The 15,280-nt window shown below is 67.5% G+C and carries 15 protein-coding genes, 3 tRNA genes and 1 pseudogene; 8 read left to right on the forward strand and 11 right to left on the reverse strand.

The window, feature by feature from the left end; all coding sequences use genetic code 11:
• Window positions 1-276 precede the first annotated feature (276 nt).
• The 5 genes from rpsA to FHS97_RS05635 all read left to right on the forward strand — a co-directional run bounded on the left by rpsA (window position 277) and on the right by FHS97_RS05635 (window position 4,473).
• Entirely contained in the window at window positions 277-1,983 is a 1,707-nt protein-coding gene (gene rpsA, locus FHS97_RS05615) for a 30S ribosomal protein S1 (protein WP_184034345.1), read from the forward strand.
• Window positions 1,984-2,162: 179 nt separating this feature from the next.
• Window positions 2,163-2,444 carry an integration host factor subunit beta gene (locus FHS97_RS05620; RefSeq protein ID WP_184034348.1) on the forward strand — a complete coding sequence of 94 codons (282 nt, stop codon included), beginning with the start codon at window positions 2,163-2,165 and terminating at the stop codon, window positions 2,442-2,444.
• Window positions 2,445-2,503: 59 nt separating this feature from the next.
• Window positions 2,504-2,587 (forward strand) — tRNA-Leu (locus FHS97_RS05625).
• A gap of 77 nt (window positions 2,588-2,664) precedes the next feature.
• Entirely contained in the window at window positions 2,665-4,044 is a 1,380-nt protein-coding gene (locus tag FHS97_RS05630) for an ABC transporter substrate-binding protein (protein WP_343053381.1), read from the forward strand.
• Window positions 4,045-4,050: 6 nt separating this feature from the next.
• On the forward strand, window positions 4,051-4,473 hold the full coding sequence (locus tag FHS97_RS05635; protein ID WP_184034354.1) for a DUF4112 domain-containing protein: 423 nt from the start codon (window positions 4,051-4,053) through the stop codon (window positions 4,471-4,473).
• Between the two features lie 81 nt (window positions 4,474-4,554).
• On the opposite strand, the gene FHS97_RS05640 is transcribed toward FHS97_RS05635, so the two are convergent.
• Window positions 4,555-5,649 (reverse strand): anhydro-N-acetylmuramic acid kinase, encoded by a 1,095-nt coding sequence (locus tag FHS97_RS05640; RefSeq protein WP_184034357.1) that lies wholly within the window; start codon window positions 5,647-5,649, stop codon window positions 4,555-4,557.
• Window positions 5,650-5,745: 96 nt separating this feature from the next.
• Here FHS97_RS05640 and rimO point away from each other — a divergent pair, with 96 nt between their 5' ends.
• A complete protein-coding gene (rimO, locus tag FHS97_RS05645; protein WP_184034360.1) occupies window positions 5,746-7,086 on the forward strand; it encodes a 30S ribosomal protein S12 methylthiotransferase RimO in 1,341 nt (446 codons plus the stop codon).
• A 159-nt stretch (window positions 7,087-7,245) separates the two neighbouring features.
• A pseudogene (locus FHS97_RS17760) lies at window positions 7,246-7,356 on the forward strand (methyl-accepting chemotaxis protein); the annotation flags it as partial.
• Between the two features lie 874 nt (window positions 7,357-8,230).
• On the opposite strand, the gene FHS97_RS05655 reads toward FHS97_RS17760, so the two are convergent.
• The 4 genes from FHS97_RS05655 to FHS97_RS05670 all read right to left on the reverse strand — a co-directional run bounded on the left by FHS97_RS05655 (window position 8,231) and on the right by FHS97_RS05670 (window position 11,522).
• Entirely contained in the window at window positions 8,231-8,734 is a 504-nt protein-coding gene (locus FHS97_RS05655) for a GAF domain-containing protein (protein WP_184034367.1), read from the reverse strand.
• A gap of 213 nt (window positions 8,735-8,947) precedes the next feature.
• Window positions 8,948-9,024 (reverse strand) — tRNA-Met (locus tag FHS97_RS05660).
• Between the two features lie 60 nt (window positions 9,025-9,084).
• Window positions 9,085-9,606 (reverse strand): 2'-5' RNA ligase family protein, encoded by a 522-nt coding sequence (locus tag FHS97_RS05665; protein ID WP_184034370.1) that lies wholly within the window; start codon window positions 9,604-9,606, stop codon window positions 9,085-9,087.
• The gene (locus tag FHS97_RS05670; protein WP_184034373.1) at window positions 9,603-11,522 is read right to left on the reverse strand and encodes a potassium transporter Kup; all 1,920 of its coding nucleotides are present in this window, start codon (window positions 11,520-11,522) and stop codon (window positions 9,603-9,605) included. Before FHS97_RS05670 ends, FHS97_RS05665 begins: the two co-directional genes overlap by 4 nt.
• A gap of 136 nt (window positions 11,523-11,658) precedes the next feature.
• On the opposite strand from FHS97_RS05670, the gene FHS97_RS05675 reads away from it, so the two are divergent.
• Entirely contained in the window at window positions 11,659-11,877 is a 219-nt protein-coding gene (locus FHS97_RS05675) for a DUF3072 domain-containing protein (protein ID WP_184034376.1), read from the forward strand.
• A 9-nt stretch (window positions 11,878-11,886) separates the two neighbouring features.
• On the opposite strand, the gene FHS97_RS05680 is transcribed toward FHS97_RS05675, so the two are convergent.
• The 6 genes from FHS97_RS05680 to FHS97_RS05705 all read right to left on the reverse strand — a co-directional run bounded on the left by FHS97_RS05680 (window position 11,887) and on the right by FHS97_RS05705 (window position 15,267).
• On the reverse strand, window positions 11,887-12,519 hold the full coding sequence (locus tag FHS97_RS05680) for a tetratricopeptide repeat protein (RefSeq protein WP_184034379.1): 633 nt from the start codon (window positions 12,517-12,519) through the stop codon (window positions 11,887-11,889).
• On the reverse strand, window positions 12,519-12,959 hold the full coding sequence (ccmE, locus tag FHS97_RS05685) for a cytochrome c maturation protein CcmE (protein ID WP_184034381.1): 441 nt from the start codon (window positions 12,957-12,959) through the stop codon (window positions 12,519-12,521). Before ccmE ends, FHS97_RS05680 begins: the two co-directional genes overlap by 1 nt.
• Entirely contained in the window at window positions 12,956-13,060 is a 105-nt protein-coding gene (ccmD, locus tag FHS97_RS05690; RefSeq protein WP_156025782.1) for a heme exporter protein CcmD, read from the reverse strand. The genes ccmE and ccmD overlap by 4 nt, the downstream gene beginning before the upstream one ends.
• The gene (gene ccmC, locus FHS97_RS05695; protein WP_184034387.1) at window positions 13,057-13,782 is read right to left on the reverse strand and encodes a heme ABC transporter permease CcmC; all 726 of its coding nucleotides are present in this window, start codon (window positions 13,780-13,782) and stop codon (window positions 13,057-13,059) included. The genes ccmD and ccmC overlap by 4 nt, the downstream gene beginning before the upstream one ends.
• A gap of 262 nt (window positions 13,783-14,044) precedes the next feature.
• Window positions 14,045-15,100 (reverse strand): Glu/Leu/Phe/Val family dehydrogenase, encoded by a 1,056-nt coding sequence (locus FHS97_RS05700; RefSeq protein ID WP_184034390.1) that lies wholly within the window; start codon window positions 15,098-15,100, stop codon window positions 14,045-14,047.
• A gap of 90 nt (window positions 15,101-15,190) precedes the next feature.
• Window positions 15,191-15,267 (reverse strand) — tRNA-His (locus tag FHS97_RS05705).
• Window positions 15,268-15,280: the final 13 nt, after the last annotated feature.

Here is a 15,280-nt window from a genome sequence, read left to right on the forward strand (position 1 = left end):
TGGCCATATCGCCAAGATGCCGGTGGTTGGCAAAGATTGTCAACGCTTGCTTGCCGGGCGCTTTTCGGCTAGGGCGCGGCGGTCCGGCGGGCTGTGGCTCGCGGAGGCGCGGCGCGATGGCTTGCCCCTCGCGCCTTTTCGCACATCCGCGAATAGCCCCCGCCGCTCCCCAGATCGAACGGATGTCGCGCACGGCACGGGGCCGGTGCGACAGTGATGGCCAAGACCGGCGGAACCAACCGCCTGGCCGGAAAACGACATAGGACAGTTTCTTTTATGGCCTCAGTGGCAACTCCCTCGCGTGACGAATTCGCGGCGATGCTCGATGACATGTTCGGCGGCGCCGACAGCTTCGAGGGCCGCGTGGTGCTGGGCACCGTTACCGCCATCGAGAACGACCTGGTCGTCATCGACGTCGGCCTGAAGAGCGAAGGCCGCGTGCCGCTGCGCGAGTTCGCGCCCGCGCCTGGCCAGAAGGCCGACCTGAAGGTCGGTGACGAAGTCGAAGTCTATGTCGACCGCGTCGAGAACATGCACGGCGAAGCGATGCTGTCGCGCGACCGCGCCCGCCGCGAAGCCGCCTGGGACAAGCTGGAGCTGGAATTCGCCAAGACCGCGCGCGTCGAGGGCGTGATCTTCGGCCGCGTGAAGGGTGGCTTCACCGTCGACCTGAACGGCGCCGTGGCGTTCCTGCCGGGTTCGCAGGTCGACATCCGCCCGGTGCGCGACGTCACCCCGCTGATGGACATCCCGCAGCCGTTCCAGATCCTGAAGATGGACCGCAAGCGCGGCAACATCGTCGTGTCGCGTCGCGCCGTTCTGGAAGAGACCCGCGCCGAGCAGCGTTCGGGCCTGATCCAGTCGCTGCATGAAGGCCAGATCATCGACGGCGTCGTCAAGAACATCACCGATTACGGTGCGTTCGTCGACCTGGGCGGCATCGACGGCCTGCTGCACGTCACCGATCTCAGCTACAAGCGCGTCGGCCACCCGAGCGAGATGATCAACATCGGCGACACCGTGAAGGTGCAGATCATCCGCATCAACAAGGACACGCAGCGCATCTCGCTGGGCATGAAGCAGCTCGAGAGCGATCCGTGGGATGGCGCCGCCGCCAAGTATCCGGTCGGCGCGAAGCTGTCGGGCCGCGTCACGAACATCACCGAATATGGTGCGTTCGTCGAGCTGGAAGCCGGCATCGAGGGTCTGGTCCACGTCAGCGAAATGTCCTGGACCAAGAAGAACGTCCATCCGGGCAAGATCGTCTCGACCTCGCAGGAAGTCGAAGTGGTGGTGCTCGAGGTCGACGAGGACAAGCGTCGCATCTCGCTGGGCCTGAAGCAGGCTCAGAACAACCCGTGGGAGGCGTTCGCCGCCGCGCACCCGATCGGCTCGACCGTCGAGGGCGAAGTCAAGAACGCCACCGAGTTCGGCCTGTTCATCGGCCTGGACAACGACGTCGACGGCATGGTCCACATGTCCGACATCGCATGGGGTGTCTCGGGTGAGGACGCGCTGAACCTGCACCGCAAGGGTGAGATGGTGCAGGCCGTGGTGCTCGACATCGATCCGGAGAAGGAGCGCATCTCGCTCGGCATGAAGCAGCTCGAGCGCGGCGGTCCGATCGCGGCGGGCGCGGGCGATCGCCTGGGCAAGAACCAGGTCGTCACCGTTACCGTTCTCGAGGTTCGCGACGCGGGTCTCGAAGTGCAGGCGGGCGACGATGGCGCGACCGGCTTCATCAAGCGCACCGATCTCGGCCGCGACCGCGACGAGCAGCGTCCGGAGCGCTTCCAGGTCGGGCAGAAGTTCGACGCGATGGTGACCGGCTTCGACCGCTCCAAGAAGCCGACCTTCTCGGTCAAGGCGATGCAGATCGCCGAGGAGAAGCAGGCCGTGGCGCAATATGGTTCGTCGGACTCGGGTGCGTCGCTGGGCGACATCCTCGGCGAGGCGCTCAAGGCGCGCGAGACCAAGAAGTAAGCAGACCGCCTTCTGGCGAACATGGGGGGATCGGCCGCTGGCCGGTCCCCCTTTTTCTTTGACTGACAATAAGGTGACCCACTTTGCGCAATCGATGCCAGATCGGTGCTACCGATGGGTCAAACTTACATGTATCAGGCCGCGGTGACGTTAATCCCAGCCCGAAGGAACCGCGGACGATGATACGGTCGGAGTTGGTGCAGGCATTGTTGAAGGACAATCCCAGCCTGTCCCAGCGCGATGTCGAGGCGATTGTCTCGACCTTCTTTGATGAAATCACCCAGCGCCTCGCGGCGAACGGCCGGGTCGAATTGCGCGGTTTCGGAGCATTCTCCACGCGCGCGCGCGACGCGCGCGTCGGCCGCAATCCGCGCACCGGCGAAACCGTCGAGGTCGACGCCAAGCGCGTGCCGTTCTTCAAACCCGGCAAGGAAATGCGCCAGCGCCTCAACGTCGCCTGACGCCGCGTGCTGCAACGGCTTGACGCGGCGCGCCGCAACGGCTTCGTGGCCGCTGATGCGCGGGCGTGGCGGAATCGGTAGACGCTGGGGACTTAAAATCCTCTGCCATTGGCGTGCGGGTTCGAGTCCCGCCGCCCGCACCAGCATCGTCCGGCTGGCGATCGGCACCCTTCTCGCCTTGTCCGCGATGGCGTGCGGACGACGCGCCGATGTCGGACCGGTGGTGGTCAGCGTCATCGGTAGCGAGCCGCACGTCGCAGAACGTGACCGCACCGACCTGTCCACCCCCGACCGCTTGCTGACCGACTCACTTGCCGAAGGGCTGGTCCGCTTCGATGCGGTCGGGCAGATCGAGGCGGGGATCGCCGAGCGCTGGATCGTCATCGACGACGGGCGCAGCTACATATTCCGTCTGCGCAATGCCGTGTGGGCCGATGGTGCGCCGGTGCGCGCGCGCGAGATCGTCCCGCTGCTCCGTCGCCAGCTCGCCCGCACCGCCAGAAACCGCATCGAACCGTATCTGACCGCGGTCGCCTCGGTGGTCGAGATGACACCCGAGGTGATCGAGATCGAACTCGCGCGACCGCGTCCCGATCTGCTCAAATTGTTCGCACAGCCGGAACTGGCGCTGGTGCGCGGCGGCGCGGCGGGCGGTGCCGGGCCGTTCCGGCGCCGCGACGGCGCGCGCGACGGCATCCTGCTGACCCCGGCGCTCGACCCCGATCGCGACCCCGAGGAAGAGCGCCCGACCCCCGAGCAGAACGTGCTGTTGCGCGGCGAGCGAGCGGCGACGGCGATCCTGCGCTTCGTCGAACGCCATTCCGATCTCGTCACCGGCGGCACGCTCGACGACTGGCCGGTGCTGCAAGCCGCCAACCCGGCGCCCGCGAACGTCCGCATCGATCCCGCCGCCGGGCTGTTCGGGCTGGCGATCGTCCGCCGCGACGGTTTTCTGTCCGATCCCGACAATCGCGGCGCGATCGCGCAGGCGGTGGACCGTGCCGACCTGACCGGCAGCATCGCGGCCGACTGGCCGGCGCGCGAGACGATCCTGCCCGAACAGCTCGACTCGGGGGCGCCGCCGATGGTCCCGACCTGGGCGACCCTGCCCCCCGAGCAACGTCCCGCCGCCGCCCGCGCGCGCGTGGCCGCCTGGCGTGCGACGCATGGCAGCGCGCCGGTGCTAAGGCTGGCGCTGCCCGGCGGTCCCGGCGGCACGCTGCTGTGGGGACATCTGGCGCGCGATCTCTACGCGATCGGCGTCCGGCCGGTGCGGGTCGCGCAGGACGACGCCGACGCCGATCTGCGGCTGGTCGATCTGGTCGCACCCTATGACAATGCGCGCTGGTATCTCGCCGAGGCGTGCGTCGCCTGCTCGGTGGAGGCGCGGGGCGCGATCGAGGCGGCACGGCTGGCCGACACGCTGCCGCAGCGCGCCGCGGCAGCGGCGCTCGCCGACCGCTTGCTGACGCAGGACGTCGCGTTCGTCCCGCTCTCGCGGCCGTTCCGCTGGTCGCTGGTCGCGCTGCGGTTGCGGCAATGGCAGCCGAACCCCCGCGCCTGGCACCCATTGAACCGGCTGCGCACCGACCCCAATTGATTGTCCATGAACGCGCGTCCCACGCCGCTGAACGCCGGCCTCTTCGCCGGCCTGCCCGTCGGCACCGATCCCGCCGCGGTACGCCGCCGCGTCGAGGCGGTCGAGCGCTTGCTGGAAGGGCTGTATGTCATTCCCGGGCTCAACCGGCGGGTCGGGCTGGATGCGATCGTCGGCCTCGTGCCCGTGGTCGGCGACCTGCTGGCCGGCGCGATGGGAATGTGGCTGGTCTGGGAGGCGCGCAACCTCGGCATGGGGCGGCTGGCGCTGTTCGGGATGACCGCGCGGGTCGGATTCGACACGGTCCTGGGCATGGTGCCGCTCGTCGGCGATGCCGCCGACTTCTTCTATCGATCGAACACCCGCAACCTCAAGCGGATCAAGAAGCATCTCGATCGCCACCATCCCGCGACGGTGACGCTGGAACGCTAGAGCCTGATCCAGCAAGGCTGGATCAGCGGCGGCGCCGGCCCGTGCCCACGTAAGTGGATCGAACCCTAGCGAAGGGAGGTGTCAACCGGTTGTGGGCGTGAACACCGTTCCGCCCGGCAGCGCCCGCGACACGCCGGTGGTGCCGGGAAAGCTGATCGGCAGTCCGGCCAGCGTCCGCACCGCCATATAGGCGAACCCCTCCGCCTCCAGACCGTCGCCGTGCCAGCCGAGCGCGTCCACCGGCTCGGGCAGCAGGCCGGTTCGGTCTGCGATCATGCACACCATCGTCGGATTGTGGCGCCCGCCGCCTGCCACCAGCAAGCGCCGGGGTGCGACCGGCAGCAGCGTCAGCGCCTGTGCGACGCTTGCCGCGGTGAAGGCGGTCAGCGTCGCCGCGCCATCCGCCGCCGACAGGCCGCGCGCGGGCTGGACGGTAAAGTCGTTGCGATCGAGCGACTTGGGGTAAGGCGCATCGAAGAACGGATGGTCGAGCATCGCGGTGAGCACCGTCTCGTCGACCCGGCCCGCCGCGGCGAGCGCGCCATCCTTGTCAAAACGTGCGCCGCTCTCCTGCTCCACCCAGCTGTCGATCAGTCCATTGGCCGGGCCGGTGTCGAAGGCGGCGATCGCCTCGCCGTTCTCGATCAGCGTGATATTGGCGACGCCGCCGAGGTTGAGGATCGCCACGGCGCCGTCCAGCACGGCGGCGAGCGCCGCATGATAGATCGGGAGCAATGGCGCGCCCTGCCCGCCCGCCGCGACATCGGCGCTCCGGAAATCGGCGACCGTGCGGATCCCGGTGACATCGGCGAGCACCTGCCCGTCGCCGATCTGCCACGTCCAGCGCCGGTCGGGGCGATGCGCGACCGTCTGGCCATGAAAGCCGATCACGCCGATCTCGTCCGGCGTCGCGCCGGCATCGCGCAACAGCTTCTGCACCGCCATCGCATGGGTGCGCGTGATCAGCGCCGCGGCCTCGACGAGCGGCGGGCTGGCGCGCGGGCGCGGATAGGTGAGCGCGAGCGCGGTCGCCGCCGCGAGTTGCGCACGCGCGACGTCCGAATAAGGCTCGCCGCGAAAGGCGACGTGGCGGACCGCGCGCTGGCCATCGGTCTCGATCAGCGCCGCGTCGATCCCGTCGAGCGACGTTCCCGACATCAATCCGATCGCCAGCATATACGCGCCCTTTCCGTCCTCTACCCCGACGTTGCTATCGCGCGCGTCGCCGCCACTGGCAAATCGCGTCGTCCCGCATTATGTGCGGACAATCCCATGGCAACGCAAATCCCCTCACCGCCCCGCGTGGGCATGGTCTCGCTCGGCTGTCCCAAGAATCTGGTCGACAGCGAACGGATCCTGACGCAGCTCCGCGCCGACGGCTATCAGATGTCGGCCGATTATGCAGGCGCCGACGTGGTGCTGGTCAACACCTGCGGGTTTCTCGACTCGGCGAAGGAAGAATCGCTGGAGGCGATCGGCGAGGCGATCGCCGAGAACGGCCGCGTCATCGTCACCGGCTGCATGGGGAAGGAAGCCGAGGCGATCCGCTCGCGCTTCCCCGACGTGCTGGCGATCACCGGGGCGCATGAATATGAGCAGGTGGTCGAGGCGGTTCACGCCGCCGCCCCCGCATCGCTGAGCCCGTTCGTCGACCTGATCCCCGATGCCGGGCTGAAGCTGACCCCGCGTCACTACAGCTATCTGAAGATCTCGGAGGGCTGCAACCACCGTTGCTCCTTCTGCATCATCCCGAGCCTGCGCGGCGATCTGGTCAGCCGTCGCCCCGACGCGATCCTGCGCGAGGCCGAGAAGCTGGTCGCGGCGGGCACCAGGGAATTGCTGGTGATCAGCCAGGACACGTCGGCATACGGCATCGACATTCGTGACCAGTCGCGCCTGTGGAAAGGCGCGGAGGTCCGCCCGCACATGACCGATCTCGCGCGCGAGCTGGGCAAAATCGCGCCGTGGGTGCGGCTGCATTACGTCTATCCCTATCCGCACGTCGATCAGGTGATCCCGCTAATGGCGGAGGGCCTGGTGCTGCCCTATCTCGACATTCCGTTCCAGCACGCCGCGCCCGCGGTGCTGCGCCGGATGAAGCGCCCTGCCAACGATGCCAAGGTGCTCGGGCGGATCAAGGGGTGGCGGGAAATCTGCCCCGATATCGCGATCCGCTCGACCTTCGTGGTCGGCTTCCCCGGCGAGACCGAGCAGGACTTCCAGTATTTGCTCGATTGGCTCGATGAGGCGCAGCTCGACCGGGTCGGCGCGTTCCGGTTCGAGCCGGTCGAGGGGGCGTCGGCCAACGCGCTGCCCGATCCGGTGCCTGAGGCGGTCAAGGAAGAACGCTACGCCCGGATTATGGAGAAGACCGCCGCGATCTCCGCCGCGAAGCTCGCCGCCAAGGTCGGGCGGACGCTGGCGGTGATCGTCGACGCGGTCGACACCGTGAGCGGTGGCGCATCCGGACGGTCGATGGCCGACGCACCGGAAATCGACGGCGAGGTCCACCTCCGTGACGCCGGGCATCTCGCGCCCGGCGATATCCTCCCGGTCGTGATCGAGGACGCCGACGAACACGATCTGTTCGGCGTGCCCGCAGCGCGCGTCTGACCGGGATCCTGCCGAAATAAGCGGTTTTCATACCGTTAGTTAACCTGGCGCTTCTACATCGGACCGACCATCGATGGAGACGTCATGCCGCGCCGAATCCGGTCCTTGCTGTCATTGCTGAGCACCGAGGTGGCGGCGCATGCTGATCGCTCCGAGGCGATCGCCGGGCAGACCCGGCTGCTCGCGCTCAACGCCGCGATCGAGGCGGCGCGCTCCGGCGAGGCAGGCCGCGGGTTCGGCGTGGTGGCTCAGGAAGTGAAGACGCTCGCCGCGCAGGCCAGCCTGTCCTCCCGCGCCTTTCGCGAGGATCTGCTCGGGCGACTGCACCAGGGAAGCGAGATCGCCGCCGATCTGGTCCGCGATCTGGAAGGTGGACGGCTGGGCGAGCTGGCGCAGTCGATCGCCGACGCCTTGTCGCGCACCCTGTTCGACCGGACCATCGACGTGCGCGTGCTGGCGAGCGACCATGCGGTGCGCGAAAGCCTGTTGCTGCCCGGCGACGCGCGTGCCGAGGCGCGCGCGCTGGAGCGGATGCGGTCGCTACTGGGCTTCTCGCCCTATTTCCTCAACGCTTTCGTTGTCGCCGCTGACGGGCAGGTCGGTGTCTGCGCGCACGACAATGCCACGATCCGTACCGTCCGCTTCGATAACTACACGCAATTCCGCAACGTCATGGACGGGTCGCTGCCGAATGGCTGGGCGACCGACGAGGTTTGGGCCAATCCATGGTCGCACGACCGCAAGGTGTTGATCTTCGTCGCGCCGGTGGTGGTCGAGGGCGTGAGGGTTGGGGTCTGCTATCTCGAATATGATTTCGAGGGCCAGGTGGCGCAGTTGATCGGCATCATGAACCGCTCCTCGCAGCGCGCGACGATCTCGATCGTCGACCCGCACGGCCGGGTGGTCGCGACGACGGGAACGCGTCGCTTCCACGAGCAGCACCCGCATGTCGTCGACGCGCCAGGCGGGCGGGTACAATCGCTCGACCGGCTGGTGGTGGCGCAGGCCTCGGTGCCGAGCGACCATGGCGTCGCGGGGCTGAACTTCCGGTGCGTCATCGAGGATCATCTCGCCTCGGACAGCGACATCCTCGCCGCGATGGCCGCCTGACCGGCCGATCGTCACACGCGCCCGACGGGCCTCCTCAGGTCGCGGGCGGCGGATCGAGCACCCGCGCCGCCAGCGATCGCAGCACGCGCGCCTCGCCTTCATCGAGCGCCGCGCGCGGGTTCCGACTCGACGCACATACCACGCCGAGCACGTGACCCGCGGCGTCGACGATCGGTGCCGCGACGAAAAACCGGATCAGGCCGACCCGCACGAACGGATTCGACCGGAACGTCCCATCGGCGATCGTGTCGGGAACGCAAAACACGCGGTCGGGCGTGACGATCGCATGCGCCGACATCGACCGCGCGCGCTCGTATCGACCGAGCTGTCCGCCCGACGAAGCGATCACGATCTGCAAATCGTCGACGATCAGCGCCACCCCGGCCCAGTCGGCCCGCACCGCCTTCCGCGCCGCCTGCGCCAGCGCCGTCAGCGCGGGATCGTTGGTGCGGTCGAGCAGCCCGGATGCGCGCACCGCCAGATTTCGGGCATATTCGTCGTTGGGAATGGGCGCCGGAGCATAAAAAGTCACCGACACCTAGAACATCCCCTTCACCGCAACGCCCGCTTGCTATCGGGCCGCCGGTGACTCGCGCCTGAATTTGTCACCGAGATTATCTAGTATTTGAAATGACCTGCTTAACAGTTCGATCCTGCACCGTTTCGGAGGATCGTGCCAAATCGGGACGACGCGAACGCGAGCGGTCGCATTGTGCGTCATCATCTTCGAATGAAGGGAAACACGAACGCTTGGTAGCGGAGGAGGGACTTGAACCCCCGACACGCGGATTATGATTCCGCTGCTCTAACCAGCTGAGCTACTCCGCCCCGTTTTCCGAGGGAACCAGCGCTCGTGAGGCGCGGGCTATACCAGCCGAATCTCAGCGGTCAAGCCGAGAACATGTGTCTCGACAGCATTTCCCACGGCCCGCCACGATACCAATAGGCCGCCAGCCCGGCGATCGCGACCGGGCGCGGTCGAAAGCCGTCACGCAGCGCCGTCAGCAGCGCCTTGGCGGCCGCCGGCTCGACCTTGTTCTGCACCGTGACATGCGCGCGCCAGCCGCCGGCATCCTGCGGCGTCAACAGCCCCGCAAACGCCGCGGCGAGGCGCGCCCGGATCGCCGCCAATTCCTCGCTGTCGATCCGGTAGGCGACTCCGCGGCCGAGGGAGAAGACGTCGGCGAGCCGCGCGCGCGGCATCGGATGGCCTCGCGTCTCGGCGACCAGCCGCCGGCGCAGCTCCGGCGCCAACGAAGGGGGCAGATGGTGGAACATCGTTAGATGCGCCGCCAGGTGGTTGCGCTCGGGCGGAAAATACGCGCTGCGCTCGCCATCGAAGAACGCCTGATCGGCCGGCCCGAACAAGGCGGTGACGATGATCGGCGCAGGTTCGAAGGGCGCGGTCAAATCTCGATCTGACTGCCCAGCTCGACCACGCGGTTGGTGGGCAGGCGGAAGAATTCCATCGCGCTTTCGGCGTTGCGCAACATCCAGCTGAACAGTTTCTCGCGCCAGATCGCCATCCCGGGCCGCTCCGACGCCAGCAGGGTCTGACGGCTGAGGAAGAAGCTCGTGTCCATCATCCGGAACGCCGCGCCGCAGCCGTCGAAGGTCTTGAGATGCGCGGGTACGTCGGGCTCCTCCATGAAGCCGTAGCGCAGGATGACGCGGTGGAAGCCTTGCCCCAGATCCTCGTGAAGGAACCGGTCCTCCTCGGGGAAGTAGGGCATATCGGTGACGCGCACCGTCAGCAGGATCACACGCTCGTGCAGGACGCGATTGTGCTTGAGGTTGTGGAGCAACGCGTGCGGTACGCCCTCCGGAGTCGAGGTCATGAACACCGCGGTACCCGAGACGCGCGTCGCGGAACTTGCTGCCGAATCGATGAAGATCCTGATCGGCATCGCCGCCTCGCGCATCCGCTCGATCATCAGCTTGCGCCCCTCCGACCAGGTGGTGAGCAGCACGAAGACGATCACCGCGACCAGCAGCGGGAACCAGCCGCCATCGGGCACCTTGGTGAGGTTCGACGCGAAATACAGGCCGTCGATCGACAGGAACACGATCTCGAACAGCGCGGTCGCCCACAGCGGCCAGTGCCAGACGCGGCGGATCAGCACGCCGATCATGCAGGTCGAGATGAACATCGTCCCCGTCACCGCAATGCCATAGGCCGCGGCGAGGTTCGACGACTCGCCGAATCCGAAGATGAGCAGCAGCACCATCACCATCAGCGCCCAGTTGGCAGCCGGGATGTAGATCTGCCCCGCCTCCGACGCGCTGGTATGGGTGATGCGGATGCGCGGCATCAACCCGAGCTGCACCGCCTGCTGGACGACCGAATAAGCGCCGGTGATGACGGCCTGGCTCGCGATCACGGTCGCCATGGTCGCGAGGATCACGAGTGGCAGTCGCCAGTTCTCGGGCGCCATCAGGAAGAACGGATTCTCCGCTGCGGCCGGCTGTTCGAGCAGCAACGCACCCTGCCCGAGATAATTGAGCATCAGCGCCGGGAGGACGAACGCCAGCCACGCCAGTTCGATCGGGCGGCGACCGAAATGCCCCATGTCCGCGTACAATGCCTCGGCCCCGGTGACGGCCAGCACGACCGAACCGAGCGCAAGGAACGCCAGCCCGCCGTCGTTCATCGCGAAGCGCACCGCGTACAGCGGGTTGAGCGCGAACAGGATGTCGGGGCGCTGGATGATGTGCGAGACGCCCATTACCGCCAGCACCACGAAATAGACCGCCATGATCGGGCCGAACAGCCGCCCGACCTTCTCGGTGCCGATCGACTGCATGTAGAAGAGCGCGATCAGGATCGTCACCGCGATCGGCAGCACGAACGAGTCGAAGCCCTGCTCGACCGTTGCCAGCCCCTCGACCGCCGACAGCACCGAGATCGCCGGGGTGATCATGCAATCGCCGAAGAACAGCGCCGTGGCGAGCACGCCGAGGATGACGAGGCTCGACCCCCATTTCTTTCCCGCGCCCGAGCGCCGCTGGATCAACGCGAGCAGCGCGAGGCTGCCGCCCTCGCCGTTGTTGTCGGCACGCAGCACAATCAGCACATATTTCAACGTTACGATCAGCATCAGCGACCAGAAGACGAGGCTGATGACGCCGAAGACGTGCAGCGGATCGACCGCGAGCGGATGGTGCCCGACGAACACCTCCTTCATCGCGTAAAGCGGGCTGGTGCCGATGTCGCCATAGACGACGCCGATCGCGCCCAGCGCCAGTTTCGCGAGACTGCCGCTGTGCTGGTGATGCACGGCGCCGGCCTGGGCGCGGACGGCAGGGTCGACGGTGCTGACGCTCACGCGCTGGCCACCGCTATCGAGAGGTCGTCCGCATGTGTGGCCATAAGGTGGCGCGCCTAGCACGCGCCCGATGCGCCCGCAACGCGGAACAGCTAGCGAACATAAATGTTCTGTTCAGTGAAAGGACCTTGCGATCATGAGCGATACCCACAACCCGAAGAGCGAGCCCTTCTCCAATGCCGAGAAGGACCCTGACGACTGGACGACCGGCGACGAACCGATGACCGGCGCTCAGGCAAGTTATCTCAAGACGCTGAGCGAAGAGGCCGGCGAGCCATTCGACGAGTCGCTGACCAAAGGTGACGCCTCGAAGCGGATCGACGCGCTTCAGGAACAGACCGGCCGCGGCAAATAGCCGCGCCGGTCAGCGCGCCGCGCCGGCCGCGATGAGGCGGTCGAGCAATGCCAGCCGGCGCGCGATTTCGGTACGATAGGGTGTGCCGTCCGGCGAAAGCTGGACGGCACGCGCCCATAAGGTCCGGGTCTTGGCGACATCCCCGGCCTCCAGATAGGCAAAGCCGAGATAATAAGGCGGGGCCGGATGTTCCGGGGCGAGCCGCGCCGCCTGCTGGAAGGCGAGCAGCGCCGGCGGAGAGACGCGATGTCCGGCCTCCGCCGCCAACGTCACCCCGGCCCATGTCCACAGAATGAAGCTTTGCGGCAATTTGGACAGCCCGCCCAGCACCACCCGTGCCGCCGCATTGTCATTGCCGCTGCGTGTCATCGCATCGGCAGCGACCAGATAGGCGGTGTCGCCGCTGAAGCGACCGAACATGCTGTCGCGCAATTGCGTCTCTTCGACGTCGATCGGCGGGGTCGTGGTGGTGCGTTGCGGCGCGGCCGCGTCGAGCATCGGCCGCCCCTGCCATGCATAGCCGACGCCGCCCAGACACAGCGCCGCGCCGAGCATCGACCACAACAATCGATCGACACGCAGCCAGAAGGCCATGGCGGCAAAGGCGGCGGCCGCGAGCAGCAGCAATGCGACGAAGCCCATCAGTGCTGATCCTCCAGCGTGCGGGTCTCATGCATCTTGCCCGCCATTTGCGGCGGCATGTATTTCTCGTCGTGCTTTGCGAGCAGGTTGGTCGCGACGAACGACGCATCGGGGCGGAAGTGGCCTTCCGCCACCACGCCCGAACCTTCGCGGAAGAGATCGGGGGCGATCCCGCTGAACCGCACCGGCGTGGTCGCCTTGCCGTCGGTCACGACGAAGTCGATCGACACGCCGTCGGCGGCGCGCTTGAGCGAGCCGCGCTCGACCATCCCGCCCAGCCGCACCGCCTTGTCGGGTGGCGGCAGATTGCCCGCGACGTCGGCGGGCGCGTAGAAGAACGCCGCCTGGTCGCGCAGCCCGGAGAGCGCCAGCAGCGCCGCCGCGGCGATCGCGCCGAGCCCGAGCAGCACGAGCATCAGCCGCTGATTCTTGCGGGTCACTTCTCGGCGTCCCGCATCTGGCGCCAGCTCCACCACGCCAGTGCCGCGGCGGCGAGCAGGGTCAGCGCATAGGCGCCAGTGACGAACGGCCACGGGTTCATGCGCGCGCCCGCCGCCGCAGCCGCGCCTCGGCCTTTTCGCGCGCCAGCATCGTGCGCATCCGCATCAGCACCACCGCTCCGAAGAAAAAGGAAAAGCCCGCCAGCATGATCGGGAGCGGCCAGAGCAACGAACGGTCGATGCTGGAGCCGGTCAGCCCGATGCTCGGCCCCTGATGCAGCGTGTTCCACCACACGACCGAATAGCGGATGACGGGAAGCAGCACCGTCCCCGCAATCCCGTACAGCGCGGGGATGCGTCCGTCGCCGTCACGTTCGCGATCGGCCTGCGCCAGCGCGATGAAGCCGAGATAGACGAAGAACAACAGCAGCATCGAGGTCAGCCGCCCGTCCCACTGCCACCACGTCCCCCAGGTCGGCCGTCCCCAGATCGCGCCGGTGACGAGGCAGAGTGCGGCGAAGATCGCGCCGGGCGCGGCGATCGCGCGCGCGGCGATCATCGCCAGCGGGTGCCGCCAGACGAGAAAGACGATGCTGGCGATCGCGATGCTGCTCCAGCCGCCCATCCCGAGCCAGGCGGCGGGAACGTGGATGTACAGGATGCGGACGGTTTCGCCCTGCAGATAATCGGCCGGGGTCTGGGTCAGCCCCGCCCAACAGCCGATCGCGATCAAGGCGACCCCCGCCCACCACAGAATCGGGGTGAGCGGACGCGCGATCTTCAGGAAACGCGCCGGATTGGCAAAGGCATGGAGCGCAGGCACGGCGCCGGGATAGGCGAACCGGGGGCGGTCGTCACCCCCGGCGTTGGGGTGATCGGTGACACAGGGACACAATGGCGGCGCAGGGACCCAATTGCGTCGGCTTGTCCGGCACGCGTGTCGGTGGAGGCGACAGACATGGGCCCCTGCCTCGCCAGGAGCGACGGCGTTTGAGGCGCTGTCGCTTCTGCGGAGGCAGGGGCCATGTCTGCTTCGTCTAGCGTATCGCCGCCGCTAGATGCGACGGCGATGTGTCAGATCACCGTCACGCCGCCCTGCCGATCAGCCGGCGGGCGATCCGGTCGGCGACCTCGGCGGTCGGATCGCCCGACGTCGCGGCCTCGTCCCACACCTGATCGAGCCGGCCGGGAATCTGCGCGATCCGCGCCATCACCTCGGCCTCGTCGCCGTGGCCGAGATATTCAAGCCCGACGTTGATGATCCCGCCGGCGTTGATCACGTAATCGGGCGCATAGACGATCCCCGCGTCGTGCAGCCGCTGCCCGTCGGCGCGCGTCTCGAGCTGGTTGTTCGCGCCGCCCGCGACGATCTTCGCCTTGAGCGTCGGGATCGAGCGTTCGGTGAGGATCGCGCCCAACGCGTTGGGGCTAACGATATCGACATCCGCCGACAGGATCGCGTCCGGCGCGACAATGGTCGCGCCCAGTTCCGCCGCCATCCGCTCGGCGCGCGCCTGATCGACATCGGCGAGCGTCAGCACCGCGCCGTCCTTCGCCAGCAGCCGCGCAAGTCCGCCGCCGACCGAGCCGAGCCCCTGGATCGCGACACGCACGCCCTTCATGTCATCGCTGCCGAGCCCGCGCTTCGCGGCGGCGCGTACGCCGAGATAGACGCCGCGCGCCGTGTACGGCCCGGGATCGCCGCCCGCCGCGCCCTGCGCGACCGGCAGGCCCGAGACGTAGCGCGTCTCGCCCGCGATCACCTTCATCCGCGCTTCGGACATGCCGACGTCCTCGGCGGTGACGTAGCGCCCGCCCAGCGACTCGACCGCGCGGCCGAACGCCACCAGTTGTTCGTCGCTGATCGTCGCGCCCGGCCGGTCCGCGAGCACGACGCCCTTGCCGCCGCCCAGCTCGAGCCCGGCCATCGCATTCTTGTAGCTCATGCCGCGCGAGAGCCGCAGCGCATCGGTAATCGCCCGGGAATCATCGGCATAATGCCAGAAGCGCACCCCGCCTGCCGCCGGTCCGAGCGTGGTCGAGTGGACGGCGATCACCGCCTTGAGCCCCGACGTCGGGTCGGTGAACAGATGCAGCCCCTCATGGCTGTCGAAATCGGGATAGTCCCAGACCGAGGTCATCGTCTCTCCAGTGCGCACGACGTTAAATTACCGCCGGACGCAATAATCTTGTCGGCCGAAAAACGCCAGCAAGAAACAGAAATGGAGGGATGGGGCGATCGACGGGACTTGAACCCGCGACCCTCGGTACCACAAACCGATGCTCTAACCAACTGAGCTACGATCGCCGCGAAGGCCGTG

It is taken from the genome of Sphingomonas endophytica, assembly GCF_014199415.1.
GTDB classification, from domain to species: Bacteria; Pseudomonadota; Alphaproteobacteria; order Sphingomonadales; family Sphingomonadaceae; genus Sphingomonas; species Sphingomonas endophytica.

Bases quoted from the DNA above. Each gene is read 5' to 3' on its own strand.
- FHS97_RS05640 (WP_184034357.1), bottom strand. From the start codon at position 5,649: ATGCTGGCGATCGGATTGATGTCGGGAACGTCGCTCGACGGGATCGAC.
- ccmD (WP_156025782.1), bottom strand. From the start codon at position 13,060: ATGAACCCGTGGCCGTTCGTCACTGGCGCCTATGCGCTGACCCTGCTC.
- FHS97_RS05675 (WP_184034376.1), top strand. From the start codon at position 11,659: ATGAGCGATACCCACAACCCGAAGAGCGAGCCCTTCTCCAATGCCGAG.
- FHS97_RS05635 (WP_184034354.1), top strand. From the start codon at position 4,051: ATGAACGCGCGTCCCACGCCGCTGAACGCCGGCCTCTTCGCCGGCCTG.
- FHS97_RS05680 (WP_184034379.1), bottom strand. From the start codon at position 12,519: ATGGGCTTCGTCGCATTGCTGCTGCTCGCGGCCGCCGCCTTTGCCGCC.
- rpsA (WP_184034345.1), top strand. From the start codon at position 277: ATGGCCTCAGTGGCAACTCCCTCGCGTGACGAATTCGCGGCGATGCTC.
- rimO (WP_184034360.1), top strand. From the start codon at position 5,746: ATGGCAACGCAAATCCCCTCACCGCCCCGCGTGGGCATGGTCTCGCTC.
- FHS97_RS05700 (WP_184034390.1), bottom strand. From the start codon at position 15,100: ATGACCTCGGTCTGGGACTATCCCGATTTCGACAGCCATGAGGGGCTG.
- FHS97_RS05620 (WP_184034348.1), top strand. From the start codon at position 2,163: ATGATACGGTCGGAGTTGGTGCAGGCATTGTTGAAGGACAATCCCAGC.